This window comes from Pseudomonas fluorescens HK44, from assembly GCF_000217955.3.
Lineage (GTDB): Bacteria > Pseudomonadota > Gammaproteobacteria > Pseudomonadales > Pseudomonadaceae > Aquipseudomonas > Aquipseudomonas fluorescens_AQ.
The window spans coordinates 19,195-42,370 of the sequence record NZ_AFOY02000007.1; the positions used below are offsets into that span (position 1 = coordinate 19,195).

Sequence of the window (23,176 nt, forward strand, 5' to 3'; positions counted from 1 at the left end):
GAGTAATCCTGCGTTAAAAACAGGCTCGGACTGCTCATTTACAGCTTGTAAACTCCGCGTCCTCGCCTGTTTTTGCCTTGTCTTACCTTCGCTCGTTACGTTTTCACGCAGCCTGCTTCAATGCGGTTTGGGCTTCTGAAAATGCGTTTGGTTCAACCAGACAGAGGCAATAAAAGCGCTTGAATTTGGTGTCTGATTTGTGTTTGGTTTTTTGCGTAAACCCCTACATGTAGGGTTTTTTTTAGCGCGGGCTACAAGATAATGCGTTTTGGGGGATGATTGCAACGTACTACCTGTGGATAAAGCTGTGCGTAAAATGTGTATGAAACGGTCAATCGGCGTGTAGGCCGCAACGCTGCTGGGGTGAACCGTTTGTCATCGAATTTTGCCCTGAAAAATAGCCTTGGGCTGATTTTTGCGGGCGCGAACCCTATCACAAAAAAACGCAGTTACCGAGCGCATTTGCCAGCTTGTGTTCTCAAGGGAAGGCATTGCTACAATCGGTCACTGCATATGCAGTCTTATCCACTCCAATCATTACAAAAAGACGAGTGGAGCCTTCCTTAATAGCGTTCGGCAAAGAGGTCACCCGTGGAGCAAGAAACCTGGCAGGTATTGATTGTCGAGGATGACCAGCGCCTGGCCGAGTTGACCCGTGAGTACCTCGAAAGCCACGGTCTGCGGGTCACCCTGGAAGGCAATGGAGCGCTGGCGGCGGCGCGGATTATCGCCGAGCAACCGGACCTGGTGATCCTTGACCTGATGCTCCCCGGCGAAGACGGCCTGACGATTTGCCGCAAGGTCCGTGATCACTACGACGGACCGATCCTGATGCTCACTGCGCGCACTGACGATATGGACCAGATCCAGGGCCTGGACATGGGCGCCGATGACTACGTGTGCAAACCGGTGCGCCCGCGTTTGTTGCTGGCACGTGTCCAGGCCTTGCTGCGACGCAGTGAAGCAGCAGAACCTGCGGTACCGGAAAAACTTCGTCGATTGCAGTTCGGCCCGCTGGTCGTCGATAACGCCCTGCGGGAGGCGTGGCTGCAGGACACCGGCATCGAGTTGACCAGTGCCGAGTTCGATCTGCTCTGGCTGCTGGTGGCCAATGCCGGGCGGATTCTGTCGCGCGAGGAAATTTTTACGGCGCTGCGAGGCATCGGCTACGACGGTCAGGATCGTTCGATTGATGTACGCATTTCGCGGATCCGGCCGAAGATCGGCGATGACCCGGACCATCCGCGATTGATCAAGACCATTCGCAGCAAGGGCTATCTGTTCGTTCCTGAAGCCTGTGTAGATCAGCCCCTGTGAACTCGATCTTCCTGCGCATTTATGGCGGCATGTGCGCAGCGCTGATTTTGGTGGCGGTGCTCGGCGTACTGGCCTTGCACCTGCTTAATCAGGTGCGCAGCGAGCAATACCGCGAGCGCCTGGCCCACGGTACGTTTTCCTTGATGGCCGACAATCTGCAACCGATGAACGAGACCGAGCGTCATCGAGCGTTGCTGGTGTGGGAGCGTTTGCTGGGCATTCCCTTGAGCTTGCAGACCTTCGCCCAGACCGATCTCGACCTGAGCCAGCGCACGCGGGTGCTGCACGGTCAGGCGCTGGTGGAGCAGACCGGCCCGCACGCGGCGAAAGTCTATCGGTTGGTCAGCGATAAAGAACAGCTGGTGCTGACAGGGGAAGTGCAACAGATCAGTGAGCAACTGGCGCGTGCGACCATTTACCTGTTGGCCGATGAGTTGGTGCGTTATCCGGTGTCCGAGCAGCCCAAGCGTCTTGAGGTGTTGAAGAAGGACAAGGGCTTCGGCTTTGAGCTGCAACTGATTACGGTCGATCAGGCGGACATGGACGAAGACCAGAGCCGTCGGGTCTCTGAAGGCGACACGGTGATGGCGCTAGGCAAGGGCGGCGATTCGATCCGGGTGTTTGCCGGGATGGTCGGTACGCCCTGGGTGCTGGAAATCGGTCCCTTGTATCAGATGAACCCGTACCCGCCGGACTGGCTGGTGTTGATCGCTGCATTGGGCCTGAGCCTGATCGGGTTGATCGTCTATTTGCTGGTGCGCCAGTTGGAGCGCCGCTTGAGAGGTCTGGAGTCGGCCGCTACGCGGATCGCCAAAGGCAGCCTGGAAACCCGCGTGCCAGCACGGGGTGCGGATTCGGTGGGGCGATTGGCGGCAGCGTTCAACGGCATGGCCGAGCACTTGCAGCAACTGCTGGCAATTCAGCGTGAACTGGTGCGTGCGGTATCCCATGAGCTGCGCACGCCTGTTGCGCGGTTGCGTTTTGGGCTGGAGATGATCAGCACGGCGAGCACGCCACAAGCGCGGGAGAAATACCTGGAAGGCATGGATCACGATATCCAGGACCTCGATGGCCTGGTGGACGAGATGCTCACGTATGCGCGGCTGGAGCAGGGGTCGCCGGCGCTGAACTTCCAGCGCGTCGACCTCGATGCCTTGGTCAATCAGGTGATCGACGAACTGGCGCCCTTACGCGCCAACGTGACGGTGCATCGCGGCCTGTGCCTGTCGGCTGCCGATTGCGATGGCGCCTGGGTCGACGCTGAGCCGCGCTACCTGCATCGGGCGTTGCAGAATCTGGTGAGCAACGCCATGCGTCACGCCCAGTCCCGGGTGTCGATCAGTTATCAGGTGGGGCAGCAGCGTTGTCGCGTCGATGTCGAAGACGATGGGCCGGGCGTGCCGGAAAATGCCTGGGAAAAGATCTTCACGCCATTTTTGCGTCTGGATGACAGCCGCACCCGGGCGTCCGGTGGGCACGGCCTGGGGTTGTCCATCGTGCGCCGGATCGTTCACTGGCATGGCGGTCGGGCGTTGATTGGCAAGAGTAAAAGCCTGGGGGGCGCGTGTTTCAGCCTGAGCTGGCCCAGAAATCAGGAAAAGCCCTGAGATCTTTACCGTCTGTAAGGGCCTCATCGCGAGCAAGCTTTGCTCCTACGGATCTGTGTCGCTCGCGACTGACGCCACACCGGTAGGAGCAAAGCTTGCTCGCGATGACGGTCGAACAGGCGCTGAAAACCTTCAGGCCTTAATGCTGACCAGGCTCAACAGTTGTCCATCGTGCACACCAAACTGTGCGTCCAGTTCCGTGCCGTAGTGCCATTCGCTGGAGAGGTCGGTCAATAAACGCAGGCGCACATGCCCACTGTCGGCCCATTCCAGCACCTCGGCATGTTCGAAATAAAAGCGCTTCTGCACGATGGGGTAGAGCGCCTTGAACAGGCTTTCCTTGACCGAGAAGGTCAGTGTCACCCACAGCGCCAGCTGATCTTGACGGCCCGCGGCCATGCGTCCGAGTTCGGGCGGGGTCAGGATTTCTGCGGCCAGACGCTCGGCACGTTCGGCGTTCAGCAGGTTTTCCAGGTCCATGCCCAAGCCCCGCCAATGTGTCTTGCGTGCAACGATGGCCGCGGCCCGGCCGGTGCTGTGGGTGATTGAGCCGCAGATATGCACGGGCCATACGGGCGCGCGGTCCTCGCCTATCGCCGGAATGCAGTCCAGACCTTCCAGTTGCTGCAAGGCGGCCCGGGCGCACACCCGCCCGGCGAGAAACTCGGCCTGACGTTTGGCGACCGAGCGCTGGATACTGGGGGGCGGTTCGATGGTGCTGCGTCGGAAGTCATCGAACACCAGCAACGACGGATCGAAACGAGTGCTGAGCAGCACCGTGTCGGGCAGCGCATCAGGCAACGGCCAGTGGGCATCGAGCGGCGTGCAGCAGGCGGGGAGAGCGGGGAGCGGGTTCATCCCGGCATTTTGCCGGGTTGACCAAGAGCTGGGTAGTGGCCGCTTTGTAAACATCTGGCGCGCAGTGCTGGTGTGGCGAGGGAGCTTGCTCCCGTTCGATGGCGTAGCCATCGCAAACCCTGCGTACTAGGTACATTCGAGTGAATGCATGTGCAGGTTTTGGGGGCCGCTTCGCGACCCAGCGGGAGCAAGCTCCCTCGCCACAAGGCGGGTGCAGGCAGCGATCAGCCAAAGATCTTTTTGAAGAACGCCTTCATGTCCGCCCACGAGCTTTCATCGGCGGCTTTGTTGTAGCCGATGTCCGGACCGCCGTGATCGCCGTGGCTCAGGCGATCAGCGTCCGGGTTGCTGAAACCATGCTTGGCACCCTTAAGGCTGACGAACTTATAGTCGGCGCCAGCCTTGTCCATTTCGGTTTTGAACGCTGCCACTTGATCCGCGGTGATCATGCTGTCCAGAGCACCGTGCTCCACCAGTACGTTGGCCTTGACGCTGCCGGGCGTCGCCGGGGTGCTTGTCGCCAATACGCCGTGGAAACTCACCACACCCGCCAGCGGTGCCCCTTGGCGGGCAGCATCGAGGACAATCCCGCCGCCGAAGCAGTAACCGATCGCCGCGAGTTTTTTCGGGTCGGTCTGCGGTTGTTTTTTCAGCAGGTCAAGCCCGGCATTGAAGCGGGCACTGGCCGTTGCGCTGTTTTTCAGCGCTTCATGCATGAACGCCATGGCATCGTTCGGGTGCTCGGTGTTTTTGCCGTTGCCATACATATCGATCGCCAGTGCGCTATAGCCCAGCCCGGCGAGGTCGCGGGCCCGGCGCTTGGCGTAGTCGTTGAGCCCCCAGAACTCATGGACCACCACTACGCCCGGGCGAGCCCCCGGAATGCTGTCGTCATAGGCGTAATAGCCGATCATTTCAGTTCCGTCGGCACTCTTGTAAGGGATCTCCTGAGTCTTGATTGCCGCTTGGCTGAGGCCGCTCAAGGCGAGTAAAACGAGTGCGATCAATGCGCGCATGGTTGAGGCTCCTTTAACAGACGTTCAGACAGCCTAGTCGATCCTGTTCAGTCCGAGTTCAGCGCGTTGTGGTTAACCTGCAGTCACAACTGTGGTATCGGTTACTTCGTCAGGGTTGTCCGGGATGATGCAGCAGGTTTTGCCAAACACCTTGGTTGAACCGGGTTACCGTTACTGGCGTATTAGCAATCGAGGTGCGAGGTACCTGTGGAGATGTTGATTTTGCCTGGGAGAGCGTTATGAAACTGCTGGTCGTCGAAGACGAAGCGCTGCTGCGTCATCACCTGCAAACCCGCCTGACCGACAATGGCCACGTGGTCGAGTCCGTGGCCAATGCCGAAGAGGCCTTGTACCAGACCGGGCAATTCAACCATGACCTGGCGGTAATCGACCTCGGTCTGCCGGGCATGGGCGGGCTGGACCTGATTCGCCAACTGCGTGCGCAAGGCAAAACCTTTCCGATCCTGATCCTGACCGCGCGCGGCAACTGGCAGGACAAGGTCGAAGGCCTGGCCGCCGGTGCCGACGATTACGTGGTCAAGCCGTTCCAGTTCGAAGAGCTGGACGCGCGCTTGAACGCCTTGCTCCGTCGTTCCAGCGGTTTTACCCAGTCAACTATCGTTGCCGGGCCGCTGGTGCTGGACCTCAATCGCAAGCAGGCAACCCTTGACGAGCAGCCGCTGGCATTGACCGCTTACGAGTACCGGATCCTCGAATACCTGATGCGTCATCACCAGCAGGTGGTCGCCAAGGACCGTTTGATGGAACAGCTCTATCCGGACGACGACGAGCGTGATCCAAACGTGATCGAAGTGCTGGTCGGCCGTCTGCGGCGCAAGCTGGAAGGGCCGACCGGCTTCAAGCCGATCGATACCGTGCGTGGTCTGGGCTACCTGTTCAACGAGCGCTGCCGGTGATTCGATCGCTGCGCCTGCGCCTGATGCTCGCCGCCACGACACTGGCGGTGCTGTTCATGCTGGCCTTGTTGCCGGCCATGCAGGGCGCGTTCAGCCTGGCGCTGCAAGATTCGATCAAGCAGCGCCTGGCCTCGGATGTCACCACACTGATATCTGCTGCGCGGGTTGAAGGCAACCGATTAGTGATGCCCACGCAGTTGCCGGATGAGCTCCTCAACCTCACCGACAGTCGCCTGTTGGGCTACATCTATGATCGCGACGGTCATCTGGTCTGGCGCTCGCGGGCGACTCATGATGAGGACATCAGTTACCGACCGCGTTACGACGGACACGGCGATCAATTCGCCCGGATTCGTGAGACCAACGGCCAGGAATTCTTCGTCTATGACGTCGAGGTCAAGCTGCTCGGCGGTAAAAGCGCAGCGTTCAGTATTGTCGCGCTGCAGCCGGTGCGTGAGTACGAGCAGACACTCGAAGGCCTGCGGGAAAAACTCTACCTGGGTTTTGGCGCCGCGTTGCTGGTATTGCTGTCGCTGTTGTGGATCGGCCTGACCTGGGGCTTGCAGGCATTGAAACGCTTGAGCCTGGAACTGGACCAGATCGAGAACGGTGCCCTTGAAAGCCTCAGTGAAGAACATCCCCGCGAATTGTTGCGCCTGACGGGCTCGCTGAACCGTTTGCTGTGCAGCGAGCGCGAGCAGCGCAGTCGCTACCGCGATTCTCTGGATGACCTGGCTCACAGCCTGAAAACCCCGTTGGCGGTGTTGCAAGGGGTCAGTGAAGACATGGCCCAACGGCCGGAAGATCGGGAGCAGGCGTGGGTGCTGCAATCGCAGATCGAGCGCATGAGCCAACAGATCAGCTATCAGTTGCAGCGCGCGAGCTTGCGTAAAAGCGGTCTGGTGCGCCACCAGGTGCGGTTGCGGCCGGTGCTGCAAAGCCTTTGCGACACACTGGACAAGGTCTATCGCGACAAGCAGGTACGGACCTCGTTCGACCTGCCGAACCCGTGCTACGTGCCGATCGAGCAGGGCGCCTTGCTGGAAATGCTCGGCAACCTGCTGGAAAACGCCTATCGCCTGTGCCTGGGCGAAGTGCGCATCAGCCTGCGGCAAACCATGAGTGGTGTTGAGCTGTGTATCGAAGATGATGGCCCGGGCGTGCCGCTGGATCAGCGTGCGCGGATTCTTCAGCGCGGCGAACGGCTGGACCGCCAACACCCGGGGCAGGGCATCGGCCTTGCGGTGGTCAAGGACATCATTGAGAGCTACGGCGCACAGTTGACCCTGGGGGATTCAGCGTTGGGCGGCGCGGCATTCCGGATACATTTTCCGGTGGTTTGAGGTAGTGGGCGGTGCTCTTTCGGGCCTCTTCGCGAGCAGGCTCGCTCCCACAGGGGATATGCTGTTAACACATTATTTGTGAACACCAGAGATCAAATAATGAAATGGCTACCCCCGCCGCCCCCTGTGATCGCCCACTAAGCTTTCGCAGGGGGCTCATCGGAGACCGTTGCCATGAACAAAGTAGCTATTGCCGCCATCGATCTGGGAAAACACTCTTTCCTCTACACGCGCAAGATGATCGTGGTCATGAGTTACCGCAAAAAGTTTACTCGTGCGGCGCTCATGCAGCACCTGATGAATCTCGAACCCTGCACCGTTGTGATGGAAGCCTGCGGCGGAGCCCACTTCATGGCGCAGGAGGTCGCGAAGCTGGGACATACGCCCAAGCTCATTGCCCCGCATCTCGTACGCCCTTACGTGAAAAGCAACAAAAACGACTTCGCTGATGCCGAGCGATCTGCGAGGCGGCGACTCGTCCAACAATGCGCTTTGTACACCCCAAAACCCAGGCTCAGCAGCTGCTGGCCATGCTCAACTCGACACGCGATTCGTTCATCAAAGAGCGCACCGCGACCGTCAATCGGATTCACGCAGCGCTTTTGGAGGTCGGCGTCAGTCTGGCCACAGGCTTCAAGCCCATCAAAGAACTGCCCGCTCGGCTTGAAGCGAGTTCAATTCCTGTGCCCATCAAAAAACTTCTGACGAGGTTGCAGGAGCACTTCACCTATCTGGATGGGCAGATCAAGACGCTGGACAAGGAAGTGGAATGCCAGGCCGCCGAAGATGATCTGGCGGCTCGTTTGATGACCATGCCCTGCGTAGGCCCGATCACCTCCAGCGTCCTGGCTGCCGAATTGGGCGATGGCAAGCAGTTCAAATGCGGCCGAGGCTATTCGGCCTCAATCGGGCTGATACCCAAACCAGCATTCTACGGGCGGCAAGACCGTCCTGCTGGGCATCAGCAAGCGAGGTGATCGCAACCAGCGGCGCCTGCTTGTCCAATGTGCCCGTGTTTACCTGATGCAACTGGACCGACAGAAAGGCTGGCTGGCGGACTGGGTCCGGCAGCTATTGGCCCACCATCACTCCAACCATGTGGTCTGCGCGCTGGCCAACAAGCTGGCGAGGATCGCCTGGGCGATTGCCGGCCCCACCACACGGAATTCGATGCAGGGCCAGCCGCGATGAACGCCTGGACCCTGCTGTCACCCGAGCACCACCCACCTGGTTTTGGCGATGCTGGATAAACTGATGACGTGAACGGCCAACCGGCCTGACGACAACCCTGAGCTCCCCACACGGCTGAAAGGCCGTTCGAATAATTAGGATCGTCGCGGGCATCGATTCTCATCGAGGGCGCGGGTTGTTGCCACCCCACACACAGACGGCCGGATAGATGAAAGCCAAGCCAAAACCACGCATCAAAAACAGTATTGCAGAAAGAGGGGGGGTAACCATAGATGTGGGGAGCCGAGCCTGCTCGCGAAGGGGCCAGTGGGCGCATCCAGAAAGTTAGCCCTGAAACTCAATTTTCCTGTGCGCGATAGGCGCCTGGCGTCAATCCGGTCCACTTCTTGAATGCCCGGTGAAACGCCGACGGTTCGGAGAATCCCAGTTGTTCGGCGATCTGTTGCAACGACAGGTCGGCACGGCTCAGGTGATAAATCGCTATGTCGCGGCGCAGTTGGTCCTTCAACTCCTGAAAACTCGATCCCTCTTCACGCAAGTGTCGACGCAGGGTCTGCGGGCTGATGTGCAGGTGTGCGGCAACCGCTTCCAGGTCCGGCCAGCGCGCACTGTCGCGGCTGAGCAGGCGCCGTAACTGGCTGCTCAGGCTATCGCCGTCATCCGGGCGCGACAACAGGTCGGCGGGCGAGCGTTCGAGGAAATGCTTGAGGGTCCGTTCATCCTGCAACAGCGGCATGTGCAGGTAACGGCTGTGAAACAGCAGGCTGCTTTGCTCGGCCGAAAACACCATCGGGCAGGGGAACAGCAGGTCGTACTCGGCAGCGTGCCCGGGTTTCGGGTAGCTGAAACAGGCCTGTTCCAGGCGAATGCGCTGACCGATCAGCCAACTGCCCAGTCGATGCCAGATCACCAGCTGACATTCGCTGAAAAAGTGATCAGGGTCCCACAGCTGAGCATCATCCAGGCTCAAACGAACCATTTCACCTTCACGGGTCAGGGTCAGGCGCGGAGCATCGGGGAATAGGCTATAAAATAATAAGCCGCGACTGAGTGCTTTCTCGAGCGTGCGGCAGTGAATCAAGGCATGGCACATCATGGCGAAGGTGCCGCGTTTGCTTGGGCCGCGGGCAAAGCCCAGGTATTCGTCATCCAACGCTTGCCAGAGCCCTTGCAGCAGGCTGGTGAACTGTTCAGGCGCGATCCTGGCGCGAGGTTCGTCGAGCAATTCGACGCTGATCCCCAGCTGCTGCAACAGACCCGAATAGTCATAGCCGCGTCGGCGTGCGCCACCGAGGGCCGCACGAGCAAAATGACTGGCGATGGTACGTTCGCGCATGGGGTCTGGTCCGTCCATTGAGTGGCGGATAGTAGCCACGACCTCGTGGCGGGACAAGGCGGATATCCGCCAAATTGCAGGACGGGAACCGGTTGATGGGCGGAAATCCGCCACTTTAGTCGGATGGTCAATACATGAAGGGACCCCGGCAGCCCTGATAGCAAAAGGCTTTTGGGCGATTCTGGCAAGGTGGCACGGGCTTTGCGATAAGGGCGAGAGGTCTGCCAGCGCGCAGCTCGACAAAACAAATCCCTCCGGTGCAGGAGGGTTCGCACTTTAGGTGTCGCCTGCCTCAGATGATTGATTGCAGCGCGGTGCTCTTGAGGAACTTTGCAATGACGACTCGTCAGCCACTGTACAAATCCCTGTATTTCCAGGTGATCGTTGCCATCGCTATCGGCATCCTGCTCGGTCACTACTACCCGCAGACCGCCGTGGCGCTCAAGCCACTGGGTGACGGGTTCATCAAACTGATCAAAATGGTCATCGCACCGATCATCTTCTGCACTGTCGTCAGCGGTATCGCGGGCATGCAGAACATGAAGTCGGTCGGCAAGACCGGCGGTTACGCGCTGCTGTACTTCGAAATCGTTTCGACCATCGCATTGCTGGTGGGCCTGGTAGTGGTCAACGTCGTGCAGCCAGGTAACGGCATGCACATCGATGTCAGCACACTGGACGCCTCCAAGGTTGCGGCCTATGTAGCGGCCGGTGCTGATCAAAGCGTCGTTGGCTTCATTCTGAACATCATCCCGGCCACCATCGTCGGCGCGTTCGCCAACGGCGATATCCTGCAAGTGCTGATGTTCTCGGTGATCTTCGGTTTCGCCCTGCATCGCCTGGGTTCGTACGGCAAGCCGATCCTGGACTTCATCGATCGCTTCGCCCACGTGATGTTCAACATCATCAACATGATCATGAAGCTCGCGCCAATCGGTGCCCTGGGCGCCATGGCCTTCACCATCGGTGCCTACGGTGTGGGTTCGCTGGTGCAGCTGGGTCAGTTGATGGCGTGCTTCTACATCACGTGCGTGGTGTTCATTCTGGTCGTGCTGGGCAGCATCGCGCGCGCTCACGGTTTCAGCGTGCTGAAAGTGATTCGCTACATCCGTGAAGAGCTGTTGATCGTACTGGGTACGTCCTCTTCGGAATCGGTACTGCCACGCATGCTGATCAAGATGGAGCGTCTGGGCGCGAAGAAATCCGTTGTGGGTCTGGTGATCCCGACCGGTTACTCGTTCAACCTGGACGGTACTGCCATCTACCTGACCATGGCCGCGGTGTTCATCGCTCAGGCGACTGACACCCACATGGACATCACTCACCAGATCACCTTGCTGATCGTGCTGTTGCTGTCTTCCAAAGGCGCGGCCGGTGTGACCGGTAGCGGCTTCATCGTGCTGGCCGCCACCCTGTCTGCAGTCGGTCACCTGCCGGTTGCCGGTCTGGCGCTGATCCTGGGTATCGACCGCTTCATGTCCGAAGCCCGCGCCCTGACCAACCTGGTGGGTAACGCGGTTGCGACCCTGGTCGTGGCCAAGTGGGTCAAAGAGCTGGATGTCGACCAGATGCATGAGGAACTGGCTTCCGGTGGTCGCGCAATCACCAATACGCATGGCGAAGACGATGCGCATGTGGCTGAAAGCCCAGCCCCGACTTCGGTGAAGTAATTCTTCGCGTTGATGAAAAACCCGCTTCGGCGGGTTTTTTATTGCCGCAGGTTTGAGCGCAAAGGTCAGTCCGACTGATGGTTAAGGTGATTGCTGCCAGGTCATCGGCTGCCTAGGCTTTAGGTATCGCTGACGGAGAATGACCATGCAAGGCCCACTGGCATCACTCAAGGTTCTGGATTTCTCGACGCTGTTGCCGGGGCCGTTCGCCTCGCTGTTGCTGGCGGACATGGGGGCTGAGGTGCTGCGGATCGAATCGCCGACCCGGATGGACCTGGTGCGGGTTTTACCACCCCACGATCAGGGCACTTCTGCCAGCCACGCCTACCTCAATCGCAACAAGCGCAGCCTGGCGCTGGACCTCAAGCAGCCGGCAGCGCTGGAGGTGGTCAAGCAACTGCTGCAGGACCACGACATCCTCCTCGAGCAGTTTCGTCCGGGAGTGATGGAGCGCCTGGGGCTGGGGTACGAGGCCCTGAAAGCGATCAATCCGCGGCTGATTTACGTCTCGATCACCGGTTACGGCCAGACGGGCCCCTACAAGGACCGCGCCGGTCACGACATCAATTACCTGTCACTGGCCGGCGTGTCCAGCTACACCGGGCATGAGGATAGCGGGCCGCTGCCGTTGGGCATTCAGGTCGCGGACATTGCCGGTGGTTCACTGCATGGGGTGATTGGCCTGTTGGCGGCGGTGATTGCCCGCCAGCACAGTGGCCAGGGGCAACACCTGGACGTGAGCATGACCGATTGCGCATTCAGCCTGAATGCCATGGCGGGCGCGGGGTATCTGGCCTGCGGTGTCACACCGGGACGTGAAGATCAGATGCTCAATGGCGGCAGCTTCTACGACTATTACCGTACTCGCGATGGTCGCTGGATGTCAGTCGGTAGCCTGGAACCGGATTTCATGCAGCAGTTGTGCACGGCGCTGGGTCAGCCGGAGCTGGCGGTACTGGGGCTGTCGCCCGTGCCCGAGCAGCAAAAGGCGCTCAAGCTGGCATTTCAGATCGAATTCGAGAAACATGACTTTGCCGAACTCTGCACGCTGTTTGCCGGACTCGATGCTTGCGTCGAGCCGGTGCTGAGCCTGGCCGAAGCGGTTGAGCACCCTCAGCTGAAGGCTCGGGATCTGGTTACCCGGGTGCCACGCAACGACGGCACTACACAGGCGCAGATGGCCTGTCCGTTGAAGTTTTCAGAGGGCTTGCCCGAGCCACGATATATCGGCGCGGCGTTGGGTGAGCATACCGATCAGGTGTTGGGTGAGTTGGGCTATAGCGCTGGGAGGATTGAAGGGCTGCGGCGTAGCAAGGTGGTTTTGTAGGTTTTTTGAGGGCCTCATCGCGAGCAGGCTCGCTCCCACAATGGGTCTTCTGTGAACACATAATTTGTGCACACCAGAGATCAAATAATGTGGGAGCGAGCCTGCTCGCGATGGCGTCGGTATGGACGCCACACATCCTGCTACTCGACCCGCATCTCGCCGCTGAACACCAATGTGTTGCGGCAACGCCGGCACAAATACCGCCGCCCTTGCCGCACCAGGCTATGGCGCTGGGCCGAGAACGGGAAGTCGCTGTTGGCGCAGGGGCAGCGGTAGATGTAGCGAGTCACGCTGCGGCGTTTGATGGCGTAGGTGTGGCAGCGGTTTGGCGGTAGTTCGTACACTCCGCGCATGATCAATTGCCATTCTTCGCCATGCGGCTGTATGCGGTCGCCGAACAGTTGATGGGCGATCAGGTGCGCGACTTCGTGAGCCACGGTCTGTTTGAGGAAGTCTTCGGCGTTTTCCCGGTACAGCTGCGGATTGAAGCGCAGCAGGTTTTCATGCAGGTGCGCTACGCCGGCCTTCTGGCCGCGCAACTTGAGGCTGACCACCGGGCGTTTGAAGGAGCGTTTGAAAAAGGATTCGGCTTGTTGGAAACAGTCTTCGACGCGGGAATTGAGTTGCTCGGGCATGCTTGGCGGATCTCCAGAGGCGTCGAGTATGCTGCAAACCGTGCTCATTGCGAATCGCTCAGGCGCCGAATGGTCGTCGCGCAATAGAGAAGGCCGCCTTGCGGCGGCCTGTGTTGGCAGATCCCTGTTTGTTTTATAGGCAGCGTCCTTCGCCCGCTTCATTTGCTCGTTGTAAGTTGCCCGTACTAGTTGGTATAGACCGGGCCGACGCCCAGGCCCCAGACAATCACGGTGAATGCCATGATTGCAACCAGCACCACCAGCCCTACGGCGAGCACTGAACTTGAGAACAGAAATCCTTCATCCGACGGAATGTTCATGAAGGTCGGTAGCCCTACATACAGCAGGTACACGGTGTAGCAGATGGCCGCGGTGCCGACGACCATGCCCAGCCACATATGTGGGTACAGCGCCGCCAGACCGCCGATGAACAGTGGCGTGGCGGTGTAGGTGGCAAACGCGACACAGCGTGCCAGGCTCGGGCTGGCGTCATACGTGCGAGCCATCCAGTGAATGAACGCGCCCATCACCGCGACCCCGCCGAGCATCGCCAGGTACGACATGATGGTCATCCAGACCGCGCTTTCCTGGGTCAGCATGACCGGCGCGCGGCTACCGATGACCCAGCCGACCTTGGTGGTGCCGATAAACGCCGAGATAGCCGGTATTGCCGCCAGAATCAGCGTGTGGGTGAGGTACATGTGGCCGATACTTTCCTCTTGGTCGCCACGGATTTCTTTCCATTCTTGATCAGGGTGGGTGAACAGCCCCACGACGTGATGGATCATAGTCAGTCACTCCTTCGTGATTGCTATCGCCCCCCAGCGGAGCGCCTACGGGCCAGTGGCCAAGTCGGTAGAGGTCTGAAATGCATGCGACCTTATGTCGCAGTATAGAAAGTACTGGCTGTCACAGGTGAGGGGCTTTAGAGCAAATCGCGCTGTAAACCCCGGGGTTAATTGCTGCTCGATCTGGGTATCGCCCCTGTGGCGAGGGAGCTTGCTCCCGCTGGGGCGCGAAGCGGCCCCAATACAGACACTTCGTTTTTTTCAGCGCAACCGTAGCCGCAGGTTTTACGACTGCTGCGCAGTCGAACGGGAGCAAGCTCCCTCGCCACAGGGGTATGCTCAAGTCAGACAAAGCGCGGACTCCAGGCTCTTCGCCCCCGAAGGGTTTTTGCGTAAAATGTCGGCCTTTCGTCACACCTCGCGGATTTCAAGCGCCATGGGCACTCTTTCGGTCAACCAGAACAAACTGCAGAAACGTCTACGCCGACAAGCCGGTGAAGCCGTCGCCGATTACAACATGATCGAAGACGGCGACAAGGTCATGGTCTGCCTGTCCGGTGGCAAGGACAGCTACACCATGCTCGACGTGCTGATGCACCTGCAGAAGGTGGCGCCGATCAAGTTCGAGATCGTCGCGGTGAACATGGACCAGAAACAGCCGGGTTTCCCTGAGCATGTGCTGCCGGCCTATCTGAAAGCGCTGGGCGTGGAATACCACATCGTCGAAAAAGACACCTACTCGGTGGTCAAGGAACTGGTGCCGGAAGGCAAGACCACCTGCTCGCTGTGCTCGCGCCTGCGTCGCGGCACGCTCTACACCTTCGCCGACGAAATCGGCGCGACCAAAATGGCCCTCGGTCATCACCGCGACGACATCGTCGAGACGTTTTTCCTGAACATGTTCTACAACGGTTCGCTCAAGGCCATGCCGCCGAAGTTGCGTGCCGACGACGGCCGTAACGTAGTGATCCGCCCGCTGGCCTACTGCAACGAGAAAGACATTCAGGCTTACTCGGACTTCAAGCAGTTCCCGATCATCCCGTGCAACCTCTGCGGTTCCCAGGAAAACCTGCAACGTCAGGTGGTCAAGGAAATGCTTCAGGAATGGGAACGCAAGACGCCCGGCCGCACCGAAAGCATTTTCCGTGGTTTGCAGAACGTCATTCCGTCGCAGCTGGCGGACCGCAACCTGTTCGACTTCACCAACCTGCGTATCGACGAAAGCGCTGCGTCGCGTTTCGTCAATGTGGTGAATCTCTGATTGCTGGACCGTTCTGACTTAACGGCGCTCGTGGGCGCCGTTTTTATTTCATTGCTCAGGAGAGGGCATGCGCGATTACAAGTGGCTGCACGAATACTGTCTGAACCGTTTTGGTTCGGCAGCCGAACTGGAAGCCCATCTGCCCGTGCCCAAGACCCCGGCACAACTGCGCAAGATCAGCGATGACCGCTACCTGTCGACCTTGGCGTTGCGGGTGTTTCGTGCAGGCCTCAAGCACAGCCTGGTGGATGCCAAGTGGCCGGCATTCGAAGAAGTGTTCTTCGGGTTCGACCCGGAAAAGGTCGTGCTGATGGGCGCCGAGCACCTTGAGCGGCTGATGCAGGACGCGCGGATCATCCGCCACCTGGGCAAGCTCAAGAGCGTGCCGCGCAATGCGCAGTTCATCCTGGACGTGGCGAAAGAGAAGGGCAGCTTCGGCGAATTGATTGCCGGGTGGCCGGTGACCGATATCGTTGGCCTGTGGAAATACCTGGCCAAACACGGGCATCAGTTGGGCGGGTTATCGGCGCCGCGGTTTCTGCGGATGGTCGGCAAGGACACCTTCGTGCCGAGCTATGACGTGGTCGCGGCGCTGAATGCGCAAGAGATCATCGACAAGGTGCCTACCAGCCTGCGCGATCTGGCAACGGTGCAGAACGCCTTCAACCAATGGCACGCCGAGAGTGGCCGGCCGATGTGCCAGATTTCGATGATGCTGGCTTACACCGTCAATCATTGAGAGCGTGTCGCCTTCATCGCGAGCAAGCTTTGCTCCTACGGTTTTGTGTCGTACCCAAATGATACGTTCTACTTAAAACCGTAGGAGCAAGGCTTGCCCGCGATGGCGTCCTGTCAGGCGACGGAGGGGGCGTCTTCGCCAGCCAGCTTGCGGTTCAACTGAAACCGCCAGCGCACATACAGTAACGCCGAACAGAACACGGCCAGGCTCGCGGCCATTTCCAGCAGACCAAACACCTGTCGATTCGGGTCGAACGCGGCAGTCGCGCCCTTGATGAAATACAGGTTCACCACAAAGCACATCCATGAATGCCCGCGCGCGCTGCCGCTGAGCATGCCCGGTGCCAGCAACAACAAGGGCACCAGCTCGATCAGCAGGATGACCCACGGCCGTGCACCATGCAGGTCGGCGATCATCAGGTAATAGGCGCAGAGTAATCCCGCCAGGCCGAAGTAGCACAGCAGGCTGATGACGCGCATCGTCCGAACTCGCGGTTCGAGCCAATCGATGGAGGGCAGCACCTTCGGCTTTTTGGCCACGTTAGCGCTCCAGTTTCAGGGCGGTTTTTGCCAAGCGCAGACCCAAGGCCCGGCACAGTGCGACTTCATGCTCGTTCAAACCGCTTTTGCCATCAGCACCGGCATGATGGCTGGCGCCGTAAGGCGTGCCGCCACCGCGGGTTTCGAGCAATGCCGATTCGCTGTAGGGCAGGCCGGTGATCAGCATCCCGTGGTGCAGCAATGGCAACATCATCGACAGCAAGGTGGTTTCCTGGCCGCCGTGCAGGCTGGCCGTCGAGGTGAAGACTCCGGCCGGTTTGCCCACCAGTGCGCCGGTCAGCCACAGGTTGCTGGTGCCGTCGAGGAAGTACTTCAGCGGCGCCGCCATGTTACCGAAGCGGGTCGGGCTGCCAAGGGCCAGGCCCGCGCAGTTTTTCAGGTCGTCGAGGCTGGCGTACAGCGCGCCTTCGTCGGGAATGTCCGGCGACACCGCCTCGCATTCGCTGGAAATCGCCGGCACTGTGCGCAGGCGCGCTTCCATCCCGGCCTGTTCCACGCCACGGGCAATCTGTCGGGCCATTTCATTGGTCGAGCCGCTGCGGCTGTAATACAGAACCAGAATGTACGGCGCACTCACGGCAGTATCTCCAGCAGGTTTTCTATCGGACGGCCGATGACGGCTTTGTCACCGACTTCGAGAATCGGTCGTTCCATGAGCTTCGGATGCTCGGCGATGGCGGCGATCAATTGCGCTTCGCTCAGGCTGCTGTCGGCCAGGTTCAGGGTTTTGTATTCGTCTTCGCCGGTGCGCAGCAAGTGGCGGGCGCTGATGCCGAGTTTGCCCAGCAGGCTTTGCAGCTGCGCGGCGTTCAGCGGGGTTTCCAGGTAGCGGACCACGGTTGGCGTCAGGCCACGGGCTTCCAGCAGTTCCAGCGCACCGCGGGATTTCGAGCAGCGCGGGTTGTGATAAAGCGTCAGATCGGTCATGTGCGGTTCGCATCTTGCGTAAGGTGGCGGCTATTCTACCTGTGCGGCGAGCAGTCCTGAACCTTGGGAGGCGATGGGTCGCAGCAGAACCTGTTTTTTTTGAGTAAGGATGACCTCATGACAAGGCGACTGACAGCAGCATTGGCCCTCTTCGCAACCTTACTGCTTGGCGGCTGTGGCTATGACTACGGCACCGATCAACTGGGACAGAAGGTGGCGTCCGAGCGGTTGGATGGCCGATGGTTTGTGCTTAATTACTGGGCCGAATGGTGTAGCCCGTGCCGTACCGAGATCCCGCAATTGAACGTATTGGCTGAACAGCTCAAAGGTCAGAAGATCAGTGTGTTCGGGGTCAATTTCGACAATGTGCAGGGCGAAGAGCTCAAGAGCGCCAGTGAAAAGCTCGGGATCACGTTCACCGTGCTGGCCCAGGACCCGGCCGACCGCTTCGAATTGCCGCGCAGCGAGGCGCTACCGGTGACTTACATCATCGATGACAAGGGCAAGGTGCGCGAACAGTTGATGGGTGAGCAGACGGCGGCGGGGGTGATGGCGAAGCTCAAGGCGTTGCAGGCGATGAATTGACGACGGGCCGAGCACCCACCTGTGGCGAGGGAGCTTGCTCCCGCCGGTCGGTCCGCGCTCGGGCAAAGCAGTCGTAGAATCGAGTAATGCGGCGTGCCTGACGAAATGAAATAGCAGGGTTCAGGGCCGCTTCGCGGCCCAGCGGGAGCAAGCTCCCTCGCCACAGAGGGTTTAGCCTTCTTCAAGCCACCAGCGCAACGGCTTGCCTTCAGCGGGCCAGAAGCGCATCTGCTCGATCGGCGAGATGTCCCAGCGCTGCACGGTTTCCAGTGCTTGCAGGAAGCGTTTTTCCTGTTCCATCAGGGCCGGGGCGCACATTTTGCGAGTGCTGCCGACTTTGCCGAAGCTCAGCTTGTCACCGTCCAGCGTGTAGGGCGCGAACCAGTGGTTGCAGCCACCATTGCCATAAGCACGACCGTCTTCACCCAAGGTGATGGTCAGGTGACTGTAGTCGATCAGCGGACGTTCGCCGATCCACTCCAGCACATAGCTGCGATCCTGCTGCAGTTGCACCGGCTCAGCGGCGCAGCCCAGCAGGCTGGCGCCCACCATCGCGGCCAGAACGAGGTGTTTCATTACACGGGCTCCTGGCATTTCGGGCACAGGTGCTTCTCGCTGGCGGTGGTCCAGCCCAGTTCGGCAATCCGTGCGGTGGCGGCTGGCTTTTCGGCCTTGTTGCCCAGCTTGGCGTCGACCGCGAACTCGAATTTCAGATCGACGGCGCAGCTGTCGCAGTTCACCTGCCAGTTGTGGATCGCCAGTTCACCAAACACCGGACCACTGGCCACGGCAACCCACTGGCCCATGGGCTTGAGCAGGTGGCGAACGTTTTCAACGGTCAGGCGCATGGACAAGTCCTTGCTGCCTTTGAGGGTGACCAACAGCACGTCATCGGCGCGGATCGAGCCGCCGTTGCCGGTGACTTGATAACGCCCCGGCGTCAGCGCGCGGCATTCGGTCAGGGTGTGTTGCGGGTTCATCAGGCTGTAGCGGAAATCGTGTTCGACCATGGGTCCTCCAAATATGCGCGATATGCTAGCACGCGAAAGAATCGGACATGGTCCATGGTTGCGACCTTCGATCAGGCTAAATCAGCTTTCGACCTGATTGTGAGGTGTGCCAGCGGCCCAATCGGTGATGTTCTGCAAGGTGGTCGTGGCGATTGCGGCCAATGCTTCGTGGGTCAGGAAGGCCTGGTGCGCGGTGATGATCACATTGGGGAAGGTCAACAGCCGCGCCAACACGTCGTCTTGCAGCGGCAGGTCGGAGCGGTCTTCGAAGAACAGTTGGGCTTCTTCTTCATAGACGTCCAGCCCCAGATACCCCAATTGACCGCTTTTCAATGCGTCGATCAGCGCGGGCGTGTCGACCAGCCCGCCACGCCCGGTGTTGATCAACATCGCGCCAGGTTGCAGATGCGCCAGCGACTGGCTGTTGATCAGGTGTTTGCTCTCGGCGGTCAGCGGGCAATGCAGGCTGATGATCTGCGCTTCGGCCAACAGTTCCGGCAATGGCAGATAACGGGCACCGAGGGCCTGGACCGCAGGATTGGGGTAGGGGTCGTAAGCCAGCAGCTTGCAGCCAAACCCGGCCATGATTTTCGCGAAGGCGGCGCCGATCTGGCCGGTGCCGACCACGCCGACCGTCTTGCCGAACAGATCGAAACCAGTCAGCCCGTGCAGGCTGAAATCGCCTTCGCGGGTCCGGTTGTAGGCGCGGTAGAGGCGGCGGTTCAGTGCCAGGATCAACGCCGCCGCGTGTTCGGCCACCGCGTGAGGCGAGTAGGCGGGCACGCGGACGATGCTCAAACCCAGGCGTTTTGCGCAAGCCAGGTCAACGTGATTGTAACCGGCCGAGCGCAAGGCGATCAGTTGCGTACCGCCAGCGGCCAGTCGTTCAAGCACCGGCGCGCTGAGGTCGTCATTGATAAAGGCGCAGACCACTTCATGCCGCTCGGCCAGCGCCGCCGTGTCCATACTCAGGCGCGCGGGCTGGAAGTGCAACTCGATACCGGCGGGCACTTTGGCTGCAAGAAAGCTCTCGCGGTCGTACGTCTGGCTGCTGAAAAGTATCGTGTGCATGGTGCCCTTCTGGAGGTCTCACGTCATTCATCGTTCCCACGCTCTGAACGTGGGAACGATGAAGTAGGGGTAATGCGTTGAGTTTAACCCTCAACGCCCGCCGCACCATTGCGCTGGGTCAAGCACCAATACGCGCTTGCGAGGCCAGGCGGTTGATCGCCCGCTCAAGCTCTTCCAGCGCCACCAGGGCTTTGGGGTCTTGTTGCTTGAGCAGGGTTTCACTGCGCTGACAGGCCGCACGCAACTGTGGAACGCCGCAATAACGTGTCGCGCCGTGCAGGCGGTGGACGCGTTCGATCAGGGCATTCTGGTCATCGCTGTCTCGGGCGACGCGAATCGCCTCGCGGTCGGCTTCCAGTGACGCCAGCAACATCGCCAGCATGTCGGCTGCCAGATCGGCCTTGCCGGCCGCCAGGCGCAGGCCTTCATCGGGGTCGAGCACCAGCAGGTCGCTGGTGTTGCCATAGGTATCGACCCGATCCGGACCGTGGTTACGCAGGGCCAGCCCGGTCCACTTCAACACCACCTGAGCCAGTTGGCGCTCGCTGATCGGTTTGGTCAGGTAATCGTCCATGCCGCTTTGCAGCAAGGCGCGTTTTTCGTTGGCCATCGCGTGGGCGGTGAGGGCAACGATCGGCAGCGGTGTGCAATGCCGTTCGCTTTCCCATTGTCGAATCGCTTCGGTGCTCTGGCGTCCATCCATGCCTGGCATCTGCACGTCCATCAGCACCAGGTCGAAGGCTTCGGTCTGCACGGCCTTGATCGCCGCGTAACCGCTTTCGACTGCCAGTACCTTGGCGCCCATGTCTTCGAGCAGCGTCTGCACCAACAGCAGGTTGGCCGGGTTGTCGTCGACGCAGAGTACTTTGGGCGCGCGGCTGGAAACCGGCTCGCCCGGTTCGTTGCGCAACTGGCGCGGGTTGACCAGATCCGACAGCGCGCGCCGTAGCTTGCGAGTGCAGGCCGGTTTGGCCTGCAACTGGCTGTGAGGGTTGGGCACCGAGAGATGGAACAGCGTCTGTTCGGTGGTCGGGCACAGCACCAGCACTTTGCAACCCAGGTGTTCGAGGTCCCAGATATGCTGATTCAGCCGCTCCGGCGGCATGTCGTTGGAGGTGATGCCGAGCACGGCAAGGTCGATCGCCTGCTCGGTCTGGTGCGCGCCGGTGACGCCATTGGTCAGGCTTTCGAGGGTGTTGAACGGGGTCACTTCAAGGCCGCAGTCTTCCAACTGATGCTGCAAGGCCTGGCGTGCCAGCTCGTGGTTTTCCAGCACCGCAACGCGGCGCCCGAGCAACGGCGGCGAGGGCAGGTCTTCGGCATCGTCGCGGGTTTTCGGCAGGCTCAGGCTGATCCAGAATTCCGAGCCTTCGCCCGGCGTGCTGTCGACGCCAATCTCGCCGCCCATCTGCTCGATCAATCGCTTGGAAATCACCAGTCCCAGGCCCGTACCGCCCGGTTGCCGCGACAACGAGTTGTCGGCCTGGCTAAAGGCCTGAAACAACGCGCGCACGTCCTGATTCGACAGGCCGATGCCGGTGTCCTGAATGCTGATGCGCAGTTGCACGCTGTCTTCGTGTTCTTCTTCAAGCATGGCGCGGGCGACGATGGTGCCTTCGCGGGTGAACTTGATCGCGTTACTCACAAGGTTGGTGAGGATCTGCTTGAGCCGCAACGGGTCGCCAACCAGCGACAGCGGGGTGTCGCGGTACACCAGGCTGACCAGCTCGAGCTGTTTGGCGTGGGCGGCCGGGGCGAGGATGGTCAGGGTGTCCTGGAGCAGATCGCGCAGGTTGAACGGAATGCTGTCGAGCACCAGTTTGCCGGCCTCGATTTTCGAGAAATCGAGAATTTCGTTGATGATTCCCAGCAGGCTGTCGGCGGACTTTTCGATCGTGCCCAGATAGTCGAGCTGACGCGGCGTCAGTTCGCTTTTTTGCAGCAAATGGGTGAAACCGAGGATGCCATTGAGCGGCGTGCGAATCTCGTGGCTCATGTTGGCGAGGAACTCGGACTTGATCCGGCTCGCTTCCAGGGCTTCCTTGCGCGCCAGGTCCAGCTCGATGTTCTGGATCTCGATGGTTTCCAGGTTCTGCCGGACGTCTTCGGTGGCCTGATCGATGCTGTGCTGCAGTTCTTCCTGAGCATTTTGCAGGGTACTGGCCATGCGGTTGATCCCCGAGGCCAGTTCATCCAGCTCCTGGCTGCCGAGCGGGGGCAGGCGGGTTTCGAGATGGCCGTCCTTGAGTTGCGCCACGGCCTGCTTGATCAGGTTCAGCGGTGTATTGATGGTGCGGCCCATACGCAATGCCAGCAGCGCGGTGCCGGCCAGACCGGCGGCGATCAGCAGTACGCTGGCGAACAGGCTGCGATAACCGCGCAGCAACATGCCGTTGTGGGAGAGTTCCAGCTCGACCCAGCCCAGCAAGCGATCGGACTCATCGGGGATCAGCTCGCCGGCCAGGTTGCGATGCCGGCCAAACACCGGCAGCAGGTAACGGGTGGCGTCGTTGCCGGTGCGTTGCAGCATATGCGCGCTGTCGCCGGTGGGCGGCTGGTTGAGCATCAGTGGCCCGGCGTGCGCCAGTTGTGTGCGGTCCGGCGCCAGGAACGACACGGCGCGCACGTCCGGTTGCTCCAGTGACTGGGTCGCGATGCGTTCCAGCAGGTCGTCATTCTTGTGGCCCATGGCCGGGGCGACCAGAGGTGCCAGTTGTTCGGCGATCATTTCGCCGCGTTGCAGAAGTTGGGTTTGCAGGTCGGACTGTTGCATCCAGGTGAAGTAGCCGCCCAGAACCAAGGCCATCAGGCTGGTCGGCAACAAGGTCAACAACAATACGCGACCTTTGATCCCCAGTTTCTTCAGCACGTCACTCTCCTGCTATCACGCTGTTTATAGATGACCTGTGCATGCATCCGGCACGCGCTACCCGCGCAGTGTAGCGATTTGCTGGCGGGCAATCCCGGCAAATTATCCAGAGCTTTGAGACGGTTTGAGCGTTGCGCGGGGCTGCGACG

21 protein-coding genes and 1 pseudogene are annotated in these 23,176 nt (G+C 60.1%); 10 read left to right on the plus strand and 12 right to left on the minus strand.

What is annotated here, in order from left to right; genetic code table 11:
- Positions 1 to 591: 591 nt before the first annotated feature.
- Together HK44_RS05680 and HK44_RS05685 are read left to right on the plus strand one after the other, a co-directional pair.
- Entirely contained in the window at positions 592 to 1,317 is a 726-nt protein-coding gene (locus HK44_RS05680; RefSeq protein ID WP_019693134.1) for a response regulator, read from the plus strand.
- Positions 1,314 to 2,924, plus strand: coding sequence for an ATP-binding protein (locus HK44_RS05685; protein ID WP_019693133.1), 1,611 nt, complete (start codon positions 1,314 to 1,316; stop codon positions 2,922 to 2,924). Before HK44_RS05680 ends, HK44_RS05685 begins: the two co-directional genes overlap by 4 nt.
- A gap of 132 nt (positions 2,925 to 3,056) precedes the next feature.
- On the opposite strand, the gene HK44_RS05690 is transcribed toward HK44_RS05685, so the two are convergent.
- Positions 3,057 to 3,782, minus strand: a complete 726-nt coding sequence (locus HK44_RS05690) for a 4'-phosphopantetheinyl transferase family protein (RefSeq protein ID WP_019693132.1) — start codon at positions 3,780 to 3,782, stop codon at positions 3,057 to 3,059.
- Positions 3,783 to 4,006: 224 nt separating this feature from the next.
- Entirely contained in the window at positions 4,007 to 4,798 is a 792-nt protein-coding gene (locus HK44_RS05695) for a dienelactone hydrolase family protein (RefSeq protein WP_019693131.1), read from the minus strand.
- Between the two features lie 239 nt (positions 4,799 to 5,037).
- Here HK44_RS05695 and HK44_RS05700 point away from each other — a divergent pair, with 239 nt between their 5' ends.
- The 3 genes and pseudogenes from HK44_RS05700 to HK44_RS05710 all read left to right on the plus strand — a co-directional run bounded on the left by HK44_RS05700 (position 5,038) and on the right by HK44_RS05710 (position 8,308).
- Positions 5,038 to 5,715, plus strand: a complete 678-nt coding sequence (locus tag HK44_RS05700) for a response regulator transcription factor (protein ID WP_019693130.1) — start codon at positions 5,038 to 5,040, stop codon at positions 5,713 to 5,715.
- Entirely contained in the window at positions 5,712 to 7,058 is a 1,347-nt protein-coding gene (locus tag HK44_RS05705) for an ATP-binding protein (protein ID WP_019693129.1), read from the plus strand. Before HK44_RS05700 ends, HK44_RS05705 begins: the two co-directional genes overlap by 4 nt.
- 174 nt (positions 7,059 to 7,232) lie before the next feature.
- Positions 7,233 to 8,308, plus strand: a pseudogene (locus tag HK44_RS05710) (IS110 family transposase).
- Between the two features lie 278 nt (positions 8,309 to 8,586).
- Here HK44_RS05710 and HK44_RS05715 read toward each other — a convergent pair.
- Entirely contained in the window at positions 8,587 to 9,585 is a 999-nt protein-coding gene (locus HK44_RS05715) for an AraC family transcriptional regulator (RefSeq protein WP_019693128.1), read from the minus strand.
- 335 nt (positions 9,586 to 9,920) lie between these two features.
- Here HK44_RS05715 and HK44_RS05720 point away from each other — a divergent pair, with 335 nt between their 5' ends.
- Positions 9,921 to 11,255 (plus strand): dicarboxylate/amino acid:cation symporter, encoded by a 1,335-nt coding sequence (locus HK44_RS05720; RefSeq protein ID WP_019693127.1) that lies wholly within the window; start codon positions 9,921 to 9,923, stop codon positions 11,253 to 11,255.
- Positions 11,256 to 11,400: 145 nt separating this feature from the next.
- Positions 11,401 to 12,582, plus strand: coding sequence for a CaiB/BaiF CoA transferase family protein (locus HK44_RS05725; protein WP_019693126.1), 1,182 nt, complete (start codon positions 11,401 to 11,403; stop codon positions 12,580 to 12,582).
- Between the two features lie 140 nt (positions 12,583 to 12,722).
- Here HK44_RS05725 and HK44_RS05730 read toward each other — a convergent pair whose 3' ends face one another.
- Together HK44_RS05730 and HK44_RS05735 are read right to left on the minus strand one after the other, a co-directional pair.
- Positions 12,723 to 13,217: a SprT family zinc-dependent metalloprotease gene (locus HK44_RS05730; protein ID WP_019693125.1), complete on the minus strand. Its 495-nt coding sequence runs from the start codon at positions 13,215 to 13,217 to the stop codon at positions 12,723 to 12,725.
- 185 nt (positions 13,218 to 13,402) lie between these two features.
- Positions 13,403 to 14,005, minus strand: a complete 603-nt coding sequence (locus tag HK44_RS05735; protein ID WP_019693124.1) for a Yip1 family protein — start codon at positions 14,003 to 14,005, stop codon at positions 13,403 to 13,405.
- Positions 14,006 to 14,441: 436 nt separating this feature from the next.
- Between HK44_RS05735 and ttcA the strand changes: the two genes are divergently transcribed.
- On the plus strand, positions 14,442 to 15,266 hold the full coding sequence (ttcA, locus tag HK44_RS05740; protein WP_019693123.1) for a tRNA 2-thiocytidine(32) synthetase TtcA: 825 nt from the start codon (positions 14,442 to 14,444) through the stop codon (positions 15,264 to 15,266).
- Between the two features lie 67 nt (positions 15,267 to 15,333).
- Positions 15,334 to 16,005, plus strand: a complete 672-nt coding sequence (locus HK44_RS05745) for a DNA-3-methyladenine glycosylase I (RefSeq protein WP_019693122.1) — start codon at positions 15,334 to 15,336, stop codon at positions 16,003 to 16,005.
- Positions 16,006 to 16,118: 113 nt separating this feature from the next.
- On the opposite strand, the gene HK44_RS05750 is transcribed toward HK44_RS05745, so the two are convergent.
- The 3 genes from HK44_RS05750 to arsC are packed head-to-tail and all read right to left on the minus strand — an operon-like array spanning position 16,119 to position 17,492.
- Positions 16,119 to 16,544: a DUF2069 domain-containing protein gene (locus HK44_RS05750; protein ID WP_019693121.1), complete on the minus strand. Its 426-nt coding sequence runs from the start codon at positions 16,542 to 16,544 to the stop codon at positions 16,119 to 16,121.
- Between the two features lies 1 nt (position 16,545).
- Positions 16,546 to 17,142: an NAD(P)H:quinone oxidoreductase gene (wrbA, locus tag HK44_RS05755; RefSeq protein ID WP_019693120.1), complete on the minus strand. Its 597-nt coding sequence runs from the start codon at positions 17,140 to 17,142 to the stop codon at positions 16,546 to 16,548.
- Positions 17,139 to 17,492: an arsenate reductase (glutaredoxin) gene (gene arsC / locus HK44_RS05760; RefSeq protein WP_019693119.1), complete on the minus strand. Its 354-nt coding sequence runs from the start codon at positions 17,490 to 17,492 to the stop codon at positions 17,139 to 17,141. The genes wrbA and arsC overlap by 4 nt, the downstream gene beginning before the upstream one ends.
- Positions 17,493 to 17,609: 117 nt before the next feature.
- Between arsC and HK44_RS05765 the strand changes: the two genes are divergently transcribed.
- Positions 17,610 to 18,077, plus strand: coding sequence for a TlpA family protein disulfide reductase (locus HK44_RS05765; RefSeq protein ID WP_019693118.1), 468 nt, complete (start codon positions 17,610 to 17,612; stop codon positions 18,075 to 18,077).
- A 171-nt stretch (positions 18,078 to 18,248) separates the two neighbouring features.
- Here HK44_RS05765 and HK44_RS05770 read toward each other — a convergent pair whose 3' ends face one another.
- The 4 genes from HK44_RS05770 to HK44_RS05785 all read right to left on the minus strand — a co-directional run bounded on the left by HK44_RS05770 (position 18,249) and on the right by HK44_RS05785 (position 23,027).
- Positions 18,249 to 18,653, minus strand: a complete 405-nt coding sequence (locus tag HK44_RS05770; protein WP_019693117.1) for an META domain-containing protein — start codon at positions 18,651 to 18,653, stop codon at positions 18,249 to 18,251.
- Positions 18,653 to 19,087, minus strand: coding sequence for a hypothetical protein (locus HK44_RS05775; RefSeq protein ID WP_019693116.1), 435 nt, complete (start codon positions 19,085 to 19,087; stop codon positions 18,653 to 18,655). Before HK44_RS05775 ends, HK44_RS05770 begins: the two co-directional genes overlap by 1 nt.
- A gap of 81 nt (positions 19,088 to 19,168) precedes the next feature.
- The gene (locus HK44_RS05780) at positions 19,169 to 20,158 is read right to left on the minus strand and encodes a 2-hydroxyacid dehydrogenase (protein WP_019693115.1); all 990 of its coding nucleotides are present in this window, start codon (positions 20,156 to 20,158) and stop codon (positions 19,169 to 19,171) included.
- Between the two features lie 118 nt (positions 20,159 to 20,276).
- Positions 20,277 to 23,027, minus strand: coding sequence for a response regulator (locus HK44_RS05785; protein WP_019693114.1), 2,751 nt, complete (start codon positions 23,025 to 23,027; stop codon positions 20,277 to 20,279).
- Between the last annotated feature and the right edge of the window lie 149 nt (positions 23,028 to 23,176).

Excerpts from the sequence above, each read along its gene's own strand:
- HK44_RS05690 (WP_019693132.1), bottom strand. The coding sequence starts at position 3,782 with ATGAACCCGCTCCCCGCTCTCCCCGCCTGCTGCACGCCGCTCGATGCC.
- HK44_RS05695 (WP_019693131.1), bottom strand. The coding sequence starts at position 4,798 with ATGCGCGCATTGATCGCACTCGTTTTACTCGCCTTGAGCGGCCTCAGC.
- HK44_RS05700 (WP_019693130.1), top strand. The coding sequence starts at position 5,038 with ATGAAACTGCTGGTCGTCGAAGACGAAGCGCTGCTGCGTCATCACCTG.
- HK44_RS05715 (WP_019693128.1), bottom strand. The coding sequence starts at position 9,585 with ATGCGCGAACGTACCATCGCCAGTCATTTTGCTCGTGCGGCCCTCGGT.
- HK44_RS05720 (WP_019693127.1), top strand. The coding sequence starts at position 9,921 with ATGACGACTCGTCAGCCACTGTACAAATCCCTGTATTTCCAGGTGATC.
- HK44_RS05725 (WP_019693126.1), top strand. The coding sequence starts at position 11,401 with ATGCAAGGCCCACTGGCATCACTCAAGGTTCTGGATTTCTCGACGCTG.
- HK44_RS05730 (WP_019693125.1), bottom strand. The coding sequence starts at position 13,217 with ATGCCCGAGCAACTCAATTCCCGCGTCGAAGACTGTTTCCAACAAGCC.
- HK44_RS05735 (WP_019693124.1), bottom strand. The coding sequence starts at position 14,005 with ATGATCCATCACGTCGTGGGGCTGTTCACCCACCCTGATCAAGAATGG.
- ttcA (WP_019693123.1), top strand. The coding sequence starts at position 14,442 with ATGGGCACTCTTTCGGTCAACCAGAACAAACTGCAGAAACGTCTACGC.
- HK44_RS05745 (WP_019693122.1), top strand. The coding sequence starts at position 15,334 with ATGCGCGATTACAAGTGGCTGCACGAATACTGTCTGAACCGTTTTGGT.
- arsC (WP_019693119.1), bottom strand. The coding sequence starts at position 17,492 with ATGACCGATCTGACGCTTTATCACAACCCGCGCTGCTCGAAATCCCGC.
- HK44_RS05765 (WP_019693118.1), top strand. The coding sequence starts at position 17,610 with ATGACAAGGCGACTGACAGCAGCATTGGCCCTCTTCGCAACCTTACTG.
- HK44_RS05770 (WP_019693117.1), bottom strand. The coding sequence starts at position 18,653 with ATGAAACACCTCGTTCTGGCCGCGATGGTGGGCGCCAGCCTGCTGGGC.
- HK44_RS05775 (WP_019693116.1), bottom strand. The coding sequence starts at position 19,087 with ATGGTCGAACACGATTTCCGCTACAGCCTGATGAACCCGCAACACACC.
- HK44_RS05780 (WP_019693115.1), bottom strand. The coding sequence starts at position 20,158 with ATGCACACGATACTTTTCAGCAGCCAGACGTACGACCGCGAGAGCTTT.